Source organism: Paraglaciecola psychrophila 170, assembly GCF_000347635.1.
In the GTDB taxonomy this organism is placed as follows: domain Bacteria; phylum Pseudomonadota; class Gammaproteobacteria; order Enterobacterales; family Alteromonadaceae; genus Paraglaciecola; species Paraglaciecola psychrophila.
The window spans coordinates 4,895,818-4,908,148 of the sequence record NC_020514.1; the positions used below are offsets into that span (position 1 = coordinate 4,895,818).

A 12,331-nucleotide genomic window follows, 5' to 3' on the forward strand; every position below is an offset into this window, starting at 1 on the left:
CGAATTGAAGAAGGAAGAGGCGATATGCAAATTAACCTTACCGGTCATCATGTAGATATTACAGATTCTTTGAGAGACTACGTCGATACAAAATTTACCAAACTAGAACGACATTTTGATCATATAAACAATGTGCATGTGATCTTAAACGTGGAAAAGCTGAATCAAAAAGCTGAAGCCACTTTACACCTCAGCGGAACAGAGGTGTTTGCTACATCTGAACATTCAGATATGTATGCAGCCATAGATGGTTTAATCGATAAACTTGATCGACAAGTGATTAAGCACAAAGAAAAAATTAAGCGCCATTGATGACGTCAACGACTAACCACAATTAGAATTCATAATGGAAATTAAAGATATTCTTCACCCTGACTGCACTTTGTGTGCAGTTCAGGGAACAAGTAAAAAACGAATACTTGAGCTCATCAGTCAAATAGCGAATCAATATTTAATCGATATCGATCAAGCTACTATTTTGTATAGTCTTACATGCAGAGAAAAAATGGGCAGTACTGGTATTGGTAATGGCATTGCGCTGCCACATGGTCGCTTGCAAGATCTTGAAAATGTATTGGCAATTGTAGTGACCAGTGAAAAACCAATTGATTATGACGCCGTAGATAATGCGCCAGTTGATATCTTCTTTGCTATTTTGGTACCTGAAAACAAAGCGTCAGAACATTTAGGCACTTTGTCTGCTATTGCCACTAAACTCAATAATAAAGAAACCTTGAGCCGTATGCGCAAAGCCACAACAGATCAAGAATTATTTGAGGCAATAAGCTAAATGAAACTTATTATAATTAGTGGCCGCTCAGGCTCAGGTAAATCTATAGTACTGCGCTCTCTAGAAGACCTTGGCTACTATTGCGTCGATAATATCCCAGTTAACCTTTTACCCACACTCACTCACACAGTTGTAGATGAATACGACCAAGTTGCCGTTAGCATCGATGTACGTAACTTACCCAAAGACCCGAATGAGCTAGTCGAAATTCTTAATTATCTGCCCTCCACGTGGAATATGACCATCCTTTATTTAGATGCCAGCGATGATGTATTGATTAGACGTTTTAGCGAAACCAGACGGCTACATCCTTTATCCAAACAAAATAAATCATTGTCTGATGCTATCCAAGCGGAAAGCCAACTACTGGCACCTATTGCCGAACGAGCTGATTTGTATATTGACACGGATCAACTATCAGTCCATCAGCTCGCTGAATTAGTCCGTGAACGTATTCTTGGTAAAAAAAGCTCTAGACTAGTCTTGGTATTTGAATCCTTTGGTTTTAAACATGGTATACCCAAAGATGCAGATTATGTATTTGATGGCCGCTTTTTACCTAATCCACATTGGGAGCCCGACCTCAAACACTTAACAGGGTTAGACGCGCCGGTGCAGATATTTTTGGGCTCACAACCCATAGTCACTAAATTTATCTGGCAAATTCAAAATTTAATTTCCACTTGGTTACCACATTTAGAACGCAATAATCGCAGTTATGTCACTGTAGCCATTGGTTGCACAGGCGGTCAACATAGATCAGTTTATGTTGCTGAAACCTTAGCAAAAACCTTTAGCAACTCGCACCCCGATGTACAAATTCGACATCGCGAACAGAATAAGTAACGTATGCCTCGCTTCGAAAAGACACTGATTATCGTCAACAAATTAGGACTTCACGCCAGAGCAGCAACACAACTTGTTCAGCTCACAAATAAATTTGATGCACAAATCACTCTACACCAAGGCAAAAAGAAAGCCTCAGCAAATAGTGTACTAGGCTTAATGATGCTCGAAAGTCACCAAGGTAAAGAAGTAAAAGTGGTAAGTGAAGGTAAAGATGCAGCGGCTGCTCTAGACGCCGTAGAAAAATTAATAGCCACAAGGTTTAATGAAGAGGAATAATGAGGTTATACATACTCACAAATATGAGGTAGGTTTGAATTGAAAATGTCTTCTATTGTTTACATGTATTCTTTTTTTTGAAAAAATAATATAATTTTCATCAAATGATGGCGAGTACGTAGTGCACCACTAGTAATATTTGAAATTAATTTAGATATAAAAAAAGGCGATTGACATTACTATCAATCGCCCTTTTCACAGTATATAACGATTACTTTTTGCGACGTATTCCTATCATAGCCAATAGTCCTAATAAGAAAATACTCAAGCTACCACCTGAAGAACGACTTTCAACAGGCACTTCCACTTCCGGCTCTTCTTCAACTGGCGCATCGAGCTGTAAGCTAACCAATACTGGGTCATGGTCAGAACTGCGATATGCATCAGCAGCATAGAAGCTAATGATTTGAGCGTCTGACTTAAACCTTGTGTTGTAGTCCAGTGCAATTGGCTCGTCAGCATTGATGTGCCATTCAGTAACATCAATCGTCTTGGCCAAAGCGCTTTCATTCGCAAGAGCATGATCTAAGTTACCCAATAAACCATTAAACGAGTAAGAATAAGCCTCTGCGCCACCAAAAGTATTAACTACATTGGTATAACCAGCTTCTTCTAGCAATGAAATTGGATCTTCTTTTGCGTAAGAATTTAAGTCACCAATAATTAATGCAGCTGCATCAGGAAATTCGCTAGCAATAAATGTCGTTAAAGCTTGTGCAGCTCGAGTACGGGTCACATTACAACTACCTTGACCAGTTGTTTCATCGTCATCACCGGCACCACAACTTGAGCCTTTAGACTTAAAGTGATTAACACTGATAACAATAGTTTCACCATTTTCAACTAAAGCGAATTGTTGGTTTAGCGACGGACGGTTTTTAGTATCGTCAAATAATGCATCACCATTATCGTCAGACGCCGAATTTGCACTTGTCAATATGGCTGCGTCACCCTCAAGTGTCACTACAGCTGGCTTATAAATAAACGCGACGGTTATTGCATCAGTACCTATAGGTGCTCCTGGATTAAGGATTGAATAGGTACCACCACCCATCTCTGCGTTAATACCAGCCACTAAATCAGCAATAGCAGAGTCGTCATCAAAACCATTGTTCTCGATTTCCATTAAACCAACTATATCTGCATCCATCGCAACAATTGCCGATATAATTTTGGCTTTTTGACGTCCAAACTCTTCAGCATCATCTGCACCACGACAGCTTGAATCAGCAGCTGGACCACAGATATTCGAACCATCATCAATGGTTTCAAAATAATTAAGCACATTTAAGCTTGCGACTCTCAAATTACCTAGGTCTAAATCTGGCGCATCTGTACGAGGATTCGTTCCTGCGAACGTTGGATCACCGACTGGAATAACTAGGTATTCGCCGAAGCTATAATCTACCACCGCGGTAAGTGTTGAAACCGTATCACCTAAACGTAAAGAATTGACTGCAGACAAACCACCAGAAGGGTAGGGAATAGAGTCAGGATTCTGACTGCTATCGCCATCATCTAAAATAATTTGGTCTAAGGCATTAGATGCTTCTAAAGCAATGGCTTCATCTGTGCCTGGGGCATGTATATTGGTTGGTGTGTATAATCTTTTAGAGGACAACGTTGCCTGGCCATATCTGGCAAGACCGAAGTTATTAGTGACTAATAACTCTTGAGCGCTGCTGACTAACATACCTTCTAGTGCTTCGACATCATCTAAAGAAGCAAATGGCATTACTAAATCAGCAATACTAGGAGTTTCTGTACCACAACCTTGCAATATCTCTGAAGCTTCAAGTTGTGTTTTATCATAAAACTCTGATACATCACCCAATACACGCACTACTTCGCCTTCAACTGGCAGTGTGTCATTGTAAAAAACAAAGATGCCTTCAGATGTTAACGCATTATCATCCATATCGGTTGTTTCTTCTTGTACGAAGAAGCCGGACAAATTAGGTGTAGCAGCGGTGACAACCCCTTCTATTACAAGTGTTTCGCCAACCAGTGGTGATGCACTGCCAGGGCCTTGAATGGCACTGATAAGTGTTGATATTTCGGCACAGGCACCAATTAATACAGGCTCTACCTCCGCTGCTACTTCGCCACCGCCACCAAAGGTACTGGTCTCAGTAGCAAAGGTCTTAATTGGAAATTTAGTCGCTGCAGAATCATTGGTTGCTTCGTCATCTAGCGCGTTAGCCCCGCTAAATGTCCAGTTGGCAATAACAAAAGCAGCGCCATCTGGGCCTGTATCAGAATTTCGGTAAGCCCAACCATCAAGGTATTCCCAAGCTTCGCCATTTCCATCAACATTAATATCACCAAATGTATCTATAACAGTATCATTACAAAAAAGCTCAACACCATCATCGCCATTAATTTCTAACGCGTTGCCACCTACATGAGTAGGGGCAAAACCCATGAAAGTGACAAAGTTTTCACTTTCAGAAGCAACATATAGGTAGCTTCCTGCTGTAGCTGCAGCGGCTTCAAAAGTGAATTCTTGTCCATCGGTTCCTCCGCCATTATTGGCTGAGCCTAATCCGCATACCGATAAGTCAGGAATATCGTTAACCACAAATATTTCAACGGCTTTTGGGGTTCCGCCCGTTAAAGTTGCATCCATGACCCCAGTAATAACCAAATCAGTGGCTTGTAATGACGATATGTATAGGGCAGCAACCAGCGCCGGGTATTTTAATTTCATGTTCTCTCCCGAGATATTAGCGATTTTAGTAATCTATTTTGAAGCGAGTATTTTCGCCTCTTCGATTTATATATTATTATGAAAATCGACTAAGTTACTTTACAACACTTGACCAGTTGGTCAATGATTAAGAAAAAAGTCATGTTTTTTTGAATGGTTTTTTCGTATCAACAAGGCTTAGTATTGACTTCAATTACCAACAAAAACCATTCTAAAAGATAGCTTAAACCTATCTATATCAGTGTTTCATACACATTTAACCTACTACTGAATAACCAACAACACACTATTCATATTTTATATATGATTTTTACCTTAGCGAACAGCGTTCTAAAATTAACGATGCAAGATAGTCATTAAAGTATAAAGTTGTGAGTGAGCAACGTGTCATCAGTTGTGTTTAATTTTCCTGTTCTGCATATTTCATACTCCAATAGTGAAATATGTGCTGACCAACTAGTGGTCATGGATTAAACTAGTGACTCATAATCAAGCACTACCTCCTTTTATTGTTCCAGCGAGTAAGTTTATCTAAGCCATGCCAAATACCTTCGAAGCCAAGAGCAGTCACAACCAACTTCATGACATCAATGAAGCCTTAGGTAGCGGTCAAACAGAGCTCGCCAAAGAGATGTTGCACCAGTTGCAACCCGGTGATCTTGCTTTGCTTTTAGAATCAAGCCGCAGTCGCAATCGTTTAGATATTTGGCAACTTATCCAGCCTGATCTATACAGTGACGTGCTCGAAGAACTATCTGATGATGTACGTAATGGCATTATCAGAAAAATGCTACCAGAAAAAGTTGCCGATGCCCTAGAAGAGATGGACACCGATAACTTAGTCGATACTTTACGTGGTTTGCCTCAGGAAGTAGCTCAAAATTTATTGGCTGCCATGGATGAACAAGACCGTTCCAGAGCCGAGCTGGGGTTATCTTATGGTGAAGAAACCGCTGGTTTTATCATGAATACCGATGCTATTACACTTCGCCCTGGCATTAATGTAGATGTGATCCTGCGATATTTACGCCTCAAAGGTGATATGCCCGAGCACACAGATACATTATATGTAGTAGATCGCGACTATAGATTAATGGGTGGCGTGGCACTCACTCGGCTCATAACTGCAGCTGCTGCTACACCAATAGAGTCTTTAATGAAAACTTCTGAAGCCATTCCTGCCAGTATGATGGATAACGAAGTAGCCAGTTTATTTGAGCGTTACAACTGGTTATCTGCCCCTGTAGTAGATGAAAATAATCAATTGTTAGGGCGTATCACTATTGATGATGTGGTTGACATAATTCGTGAAGACGCAGAACACTCAATGATGAGTATGGCCGGTTTGGACGATGAAGAAGATACCTTCGCACCCGTTATCAAGAGTACTCAGCGCCGCTCAATTTGGTTAGGTGTGAATCTGCTGACTGCCTTAATGGCAGCTGCGGTAAGTGACTTATTTGAAGCCGCTTTAAGCCAACTGGCCGTGTTGGCAATCCTCAACACTATTGTTCCCAGTATGGGCGGGGTAGCGGGAAATCAAACCCTTACCCTAGTTATACGCGGAATGGCTTTGGGCCACGTAAACTCAGCTAATGCCAGATGGTTGATTAGCAAAGAATTAGCGATTGGTTTCTTAAATGGCGTGATATGGTCGGTGTTGATCGCATCGGTCATTGCCATTTGGAAACAAGACTTAATGTTAGGCGCAGTGATCGCCTTTGCGATGCTTATCAATATGATTGCTGCTGGATTAGCAGGGGCGAGTTTGCCCATTATCATGAAAAAATTGAAAATAGATCCTGCTTTAGCAGGCAGTGTAATTTTAACCACTATCACTGATGTAGTCGGTATATTTGCATTTTTAGGCTCTGCTACTTGGCTGTTGATATAGGTTTGAGCTTCCCTCGAACAATTATTTTAACACTTTTAGCTTTATTCGCTTTTGCTGCCAATTCTGTTTTATGTCGTCTTGCATTAAATACAGAGCAGGTTAACCCTGCAGATTTCACGTCTATTCGATTGCTTTGTGCGGCGCTTATTTTGGCCCTTATAATTATGATCAAAGACAAATCGGTGATCAGTAAAATTAATCAATATGGTAGCCACAGCGGTGCTTTGTCTCTGTTTGTTTATGCCGCAGCTTTTTCTTATGCCTATATCACTCTCAACACAGCAACTGGGGCGCTAATATTATTCGCAGCAGTGCAGTTTACTATGCTGTTCAAAGGATGGTTAACTGGTAATAAAATGGGCTTTCAAGAATATACGGGGGTTTTATTGTCTCTGTTGGGATTCATTTATTTTGTCTTTCCAGAGCTGGAGAATCCTAGTTTACTCGGATGCTTGCTGATGGTCTTAGCAGGCATAGCTTGGGGTATTTATAGCTTAATTGGCGCCCAATCGAGGTACCCACTTTATGATACAGCCAGTAACTTTATTCGATTAGTCCCCATTGCCATCATTGGTCTGATAGTGATGTATTTTAGTTTTGGCATCAATATCAGCTTAAAGGGGTTACTCTACACTTTTTGCTCAGGAGCACTCGCTTCAGGAGTAGGTTACACCATTTGGTATCAAGTCATGCCTAAGTTAAAACCTAGTATTGCAGCAGTATGTCAGCTATCAGTGCCAATTTGGGCTGCTTTAGGCGGGATATTGTTAGTTGATGAACCTATTGATTTACATATTGCAGCGTCGGCATCAGTTATCCTAGGTGGGATATTGTTAGTGATACTGGCTAAGAAAAAGAGCTCACCGCAAATATGAAGCTAAATTATAGATAGAAATTCCAACACAAATGACAGTCCATCAACACCTTGATATCTTAACTGTTATTAAAATATCTTACGTTATATTTGATATTAGGAATACACACCAAAACATTGAAAATGCAACTAACTACATTAGTTGCATTTTCAACGTCCAATTTGTTTAATTATATCTCCCCCGCTCCTTCACTGGCACTACAAATATAAATAGTCTCTTGATAACCAGTCTCTGCTTGATAACGCTTAGCCATCAACTGTTTTGCACCTTCCACCAAATCGTGAGGCATAATAGCCACCATACAGCCACCAAAGCCTCCGCCTGTCATTCGAACGCCTCCCTTATCGCCTAAGTATTCAGTTAATATTTTTACGGCGAAATCAATTTGCGGTACTGTGATTTCAAAGTCGTCACGCATTGAGATGTGAGACGCAGCCATTAATCTGGACAGCTGCACCACATCATTTGTTTTCAGAGCTTGCGCAGCTAAAACAGTCCGTTCACTATCTGACACCACATGGTGGGCGCGTCGATAAACCACTTCAGGCAGTTTATCTTTATTGCTATGTAAGTCAGCCAAGCTGATATCACGTAAAGCTTTTAACCCCAAAGTACCAGCGGCCTCTTCACACTGAAGGCGGCGGGTATTGTATTCACTATCGACTAAACCCCGTTTCACATTGGAGTTGATGATCATCACCGCAAGGTTTTCTGGCATTGAAATCAGCTCTGCATCTAACGAACGACAATCTAATAACAAGGCGTTAAATTTAGAGCCACAAGCACTGACCATTTGATCCATGATGCCGCACTGACACCCTACAAATTGATTTTCAGCTTCTTGACCGTTTAACGCCACTTCTGCTTTAGTTAGTAATAAATCATATAAACCACGAAAGGTTTCACCAATTGCCACTTCCAAAGAAGCAGAGGAGCTTAACCCTGCACCTTGCGGCACATTACCGGTTATAGCCAAATTGGCACCTTTAAACACATGCCCTCTCATTTGCAGGTGTTTGATGACTCCGCGCACATAATTACTCCACAATTGTGAAGAGTGAGCTGAAATTTCATTTTCCAGCGAAAACTCATCTTGCTGGTTGTTGTAATCAACAGCCACAACTTTGACCGTCATATCATCTCTGGGTGTGACAGCGACTAAAGTTTGATAGTTAATCGCACATGGCAGCACAAAACCATCGTTGTAGTCCGTGTGCTCACCTATTAAATTGACCCTGCCCGGTGCTTGGAAATGACGAGTGGGCGCGGAACCAAATGTCTGGGTAAAAACGGAGTCAAGTTCAGTTAACATGCTTTGACAGATATTTGACTCAGGTTTAGAAGTATTGAAAGTCATAAACCTAAGGCTCCAGCCGATTCGTTGTAATGCACATCGCTGAGCGCCTGCAAACGCTGTGCAGCTTGCTCTGGAGTTAAATCTCGTTGTGGCTCTGCCATCATTTCATAACCTACCATAAATTTACGCACCGTAGCTGAACGTAATAACGGCGGATAAAAATGCGCATGCACCTGCCAATGCTCTGTCGACTCTAGATTATTTGGCGCACCGTGCCAGCCCATTGAGTAAGGAAAAGAACATTGAAACAAATTATCATAGCGACTAGTGAGTTTTTTAATAGCGATAGCCAAATCGGCTTTTTGTGCTGGGTTAACATCAGTTAATCTGGCACAAGTAAACTTAGGTATAAGCAACGTTTCAAACGGCCAAGCCGCCCAGTAAGGCACAACTGCTATCCAATGTTCGGTTTCAACTACGGTACGCGAGCCATCCGCCGATTCCTTTTCCGCATAATCTAACAACAGCGAACTAGCATGTTTATCAAAGTACGCTTTTGGCTAGCTTCGGCTTTCGCCACTTCATTAGGTATGAAGTCATTTGCCCAGACTTGCCCGTGGGGATGAGGATTAGAGCAACCCATGGCTGCACCTTTGTTCTCAAATACTTGTACCCAAACATAATCTTTGGATAAATCCGCTACTTGTTCTTGCCACGTATCAATCACCCCTTCTAAAGCGGGTAAAGATAATTCCGGTAAGGTTTTATTATGCTCGGGAGAAAAACAAATAACTCGGCTGGTGCCTCTGGCTGCTTGCAAAGTAAACAGGTCATCATTCGACTGCTCAGACGCGGGAGTGTCTTGCATTAACGCGGCAAAATCATTGGTAAATACGAATGTACCCGCATACTCAGGGTTAACTTCACCATTAATACGAGTGTTACCTGAACATAAGAAACACTTGGGGTCGTAAGCCGCAGTATCAGTTACCTGTGGTTTCTCTACTTGGCCTTGCCAAGGACGTTTCGCTCTATGGGGTGAAACTAACACCCAATCACCCGTTAACGGATTGCGACGACGGTGAGAGTGATCGACTGGATCAAATGTAGACATAACTTATATAACCTATTTGTGTTGCCGTTAACTTAAACGGCGAGTGACCAATATGTTACATCTAAAACCCAGCTAACCAATAAAAATCTTATCATCTTTTTTAATAAATTAACTACTCTTTAAGTTACAGGCTTGCTAAGTCCCTTCAGTCATCAATGTCTTGCTGACCTAACCAGTTAATTAATTTTTGCATATCTTGGTTAGCGGCCTGATGCAATTGTTCTACCCAATCATGCACATTTTGCCACCAAGCAGGATGATCACCTTGTTGGATTTCATTAGCAATTTTTTGCACTCTGTATAAGCCTACCGAGCTCGCAGCACCTTTTATTTTGTGTGCCTGGGAGCACACTTCATCTTTTTCATCGGCACTTAAACTAAGTTGCAAAATTTCTAAATATTCGGGCATCTTTTCCTGAAACACCTTAACACTGGTACGTACCATTTCGTGGCCAATCGTATCTACCAACATTTGTAACAAGTCCAAATCAAGAACAGTATTTAACGGGTCTATTTTAGGCTCTGGAGCAGGTTGATGAGGTACGCTAGGTTGTTCGCAGAACAGACTATTAAACACTTCAATAATACGACTTTTTTTGACTGGTTTCGAGATGACTTCATCCATACCGTTATCCAGATATTCTTGACGCGTTTTAATCACATTCGCGGTCAACGCCACAATACTGGTTTGCTCTACCAAAGATTCTTCATGTAAAACATTTGCAACCTCAAAGCCATTCATATCAGGCAATTGAATATCCAGTAATACCAAATCATATTGTTTGTTACGAGCCATATTAATGGCCTCATTGCCTGTCATAGCTACGTCAACATGTTGTCCAAGTTTTTCCAACAGCGCTTTGGCAACCATCACATTTAACTCAATGTCCTCTACCAACAATATCTGTAAGCCTGTGACTTTAAGGGTTTCAACTTGAATAGGTTTTTTGCTGATCCCAAGGGGCAAGTCAACGGTAAAACAGGTACCTTCACCTATTACACTGCTGACACTAATTTTACCATTCATCAAAGACACCATTTGTTGGCATATAGCAAGACCAATGCCTGTACCTGTGGCACTTTGATGTTCGGGTGAGTCAACTTGATAATACATTGCGAAAATTTTATCTAAGTCTTGCTGGGGAATACCCACACCCGTATCACACACTTTGAATGTGACCATGGATGTTTCAGCATCAACCTTCTCAGCTTTAACCTCTAAAGACACCGTTCCTCGTTGGGTAAACTTGACTGCGTTAAATAATAAATTCCACAAAATTTGTCTTAAGCGGGTACCGTCAACCTCAACCAAAGCCGGTAAAGGCTCCTCTACATGCGCAGCAAAAGTGAGGTCTTTATCGTCAGCTAATAGCTCTATAATACTGCTTAGCTCTTGAGTGAAATCTTTTATCGATACAGTTTTCAGTGATAATTCGAGCCTGTCTCTGTCTAAGCGGTCCAAATCAATGATGTCGTTAAATATATTACCTAGCGTAATGCCACTCGCGTAAATCGTACTGACCCAAGCAAACTGCTCGCTAGTCAGATCAGTATCACGCAACATTCTGCTTAGACCAACAATGCCATTAAGGGGCGTTCGTAACTCATGGCTGATAGTGGCAATGAAGGCAGTTTTGTCTTTACTCGCTTTAGCTACCACATTCTCAGCTTGTTTACGCTCGGTGATATCACGCCCAAAAGCAAGAATACCGAGACGAGTATCGTCTGCGCTATAGAATGGCACCTTACGCATTTCATAAAAGCGGCGGCGGCCATCAGCAAATCGTAACCATAATTCTTCGGTAATACTGGTATTATTTTCGAGCACGTCTTGATCACTTGCAACCACCTGTCGGGCCAGTTCTTCGTCGTACACTTGATGTGGCGTTAAGCCAATCAACTCTTGTTCGGTTTTACCCGTCATCTCTTCAGCAACACGATTGCAGCCGGCAAATTGACCTTCTTGATTACGGTAATAAATCAAGTCTGGAGAGGCATCGATAATCGATCGCAGTAAAGTAGATAAGCGTAATGCTTGTTGCTCTTTTTCAGCTCTATCAGTGATTTCACGCTCGAGGTCAGAGAACACACTTTCTCGCTCTAACTGAGCATTTTTTCGCTGCTCAATTTCATGGTTGAGTTGCTTGATATTATTCTGAAGAGTGTGATTCAGTAACTCATCTTCTTTACGCAATCGCTCTAACTCAGTAACCGCGTCTGCAAGGCTCTCCCTGGAGCGCTCCAGTTGTTTAACTAACTCGCTAAAAACCCATAGTACCCAAGGCGCACTGAGTAGAGTCAGTACAATGGCAATTAAGAAGTCTTCAGTGTGAGCTTGGTCACTGAGAAACATTCTAAGAAAATAGGTGCCAGAAAAAGTGAATATTAAAGTCAAAATAACGAATAAAACACTGGTCTTTACCGCGCCAAAACGGTTGATAAGCTGAGCAATACGGATAGCCCATGGGTCAACGGAGGTCTTTTTTGTCTTCTTATTCGTCATAACGAGTGGGTCTCAAACATCTG

General features: G+C 41.5%; 9 protein-coding genes and 1 pseudogene. 6 read left to right on the forward strand and 4 right to left on the reverse strand.

What is annotated here, in order from left to right:
* Positions 1–24 precede the first annotated feature (24 nt).
* The 4 genes from hpf to C427_RS21515 are packed head-to-tail and all read left to right on the forward strand — an operon-like array spanning position 25 to position 1,915.
* Positions 25–312, forward strand: a complete 288-nt coding sequence (hpf, locus tag C427_RS21500) for a ribosome hibernation promoting factor (protein WP_007641429.1) — start codon at positions 25–27, stop codon at positions 310–312.
* A gap of 34 nt (positions 313–346) precedes the next feature.
* Positions 347–790 carry a PTS IIA-like nitrogen regulatory protein PtsN gene (gene ptsN, locus C427_RS21505; RefSeq protein ID WP_007641431.1) on the forward strand — a complete coding sequence of 148 codons (444 nt, stop codon included), beginning with the start codon at positions 347–349 and terminating at the stop codon, positions 788–790.
* The gene (gene rapZ / locus C427_RS21510; protein ID WP_007641433.1) at positions 791–1,636 is read left to right on the forward strand and encodes an RNase adapter RapZ; all 846 of its coding nucleotides are present in this window, start codon (positions 791–793) and stop codon (positions 1,634–1,636) included.
* A gap of 3 nt (positions 1,637–1,639) precedes the next feature.
* Positions 1,640–1,915: an HPr family phosphocarrier protein gene (locus tag C427_RS21515; protein WP_007641434.1), complete on the forward strand. Its 276-nt coding sequence runs from the start codon at positions 1,640–1,642 to the stop codon at positions 1,913–1,915.
* Positions 1,916–2,126: 211 nt separating this feature from the next.
* Here C427_RS21515 and C427_RS21520 read toward each other — a convergent pair whose 3' ends face one another.
* Positions 2,127–4,625: an ExeM/NucH family extracellular endonuclease gene (locus C427_RS21520; protein ID WP_007641446.1), complete on the reverse strand. Its 2,499-nt coding sequence runs from the start codon at positions 4,623–4,625 to the stop codon at positions 2,127–2,129.
* A 538-nt stretch (positions 4,626–5,163) separates the two neighbouring features.
* Between C427_RS21520 and mgtE the strand changes: the two genes are divergently transcribed.
* A complete protein-coding gene (gene mgtE / locus C427_RS21525) occupies positions 5,164–6,519 on the forward strand; it encodes a magnesium transporter (RefSeq protein ID WP_007641453.1) in 1,356 nt (451 codons plus the stop codon).
* Positions 6,504–7,394, forward strand: coding sequence for a DMT family transporter (locus C427_RS21530; protein ID WP_007641454.1), 891 nt, complete (start codon positions 6,504–6,506; stop codon positions 7,392–7,394). Before mgtE ends, C427_RS21530 begins: the two co-directional genes overlap by 16 nt.
* Before the next feature lie 169 nt (positions 7,395–7,563).
* Here the strand turns inward: C427_RS21530 and galK are convergent, their stop codons facing one another.
* The 3 genes and pseudogenes from galK to arcB form a co-directional block, all read right to left on the reverse strand.
* Positions 7,564–8,706, reverse strand: coding sequence for a galactokinase (gene galK, locus C427_RS21535; RefSeq protein ID WP_407636136.1), 1,143 nt, complete (start codon positions 8,704–8,706; stop codon positions 7,564–7,566).
* A gap of 41 nt (positions 8,707–8,747) precedes the next feature.
* Positions 8,748–9,805: pseudogene (gene galT / locus C427_RS21540) on the reverse strand (galactose-1-phosphate uridylyltransferase).
* Positions 9,806–9,950: 145 nt separating this feature from the next.
* Positions 9,951–12,308, reverse strand: coding sequence for an aerobic respiration two-component sensor histidine kinase ArcB (gene arcB / locus C427_RS21545; RefSeq protein WP_007641460.1), 2,358 nt, complete (start codon positions 12,306–12,308; stop codon positions 9,951–9,953).
* Positions 12,309–12,331 lie beyond the last annotated feature (23 nt).

Bases quoted from the DNA above. Each gene is read 5' to 3' on its own strand.
- hpf (WP_007641429.1), top strand. From the start codon at position 25: ATGCAAATTAACCTTACCGGTCATCATGTAGATATTACAGATTCTTTG.
- ptsN (WP_007641431.1), top strand. From the start codon at position 347: ATGGAAATTAAAGATATTCTTCACCCTGACTGCACTTTGTGTGCAGTT.
- rapZ (WP_007641433.1), top strand. From the start codon at position 791: ATGAAACTTATTATAATTAGTGGCCGCTCAGGCTCAGGTAAATCTATA.
- C427_RS21515 (WP_007641434.1), top strand. From the start codon at position 1,640: ATGCCTCGCTTCGAAAAGACACTGATTATCGTCAACAAATTAGGACTT.
- C427_RS21520 (WP_007641446.1), bottom strand. From the start codon at position 4,625: ATGAAATTAAAATACCCGGCGCTGGTTGCTGCCCTATACATATCGTCA.
- mgtE (WP_007641453.1), top strand. From the start codon at position 5,164: ATGCCAAATACCTTCGAAGCCAAGAGCAGTCACAACCAACTTCATGAC.
- galK (WP_407636136.1), bottom strand. From the start codon at position 8,706: ATGTTAACTGAACTTGACTCCGTTTTTACCCAGACATTTGGTTCCGCG.
- arcB (WP_007641460.1), bottom strand. From the start codon at position 12,308: ATGACGAATAAGAAGACAAAAAAGACCTCCGTTGACCCATGGGCTATC.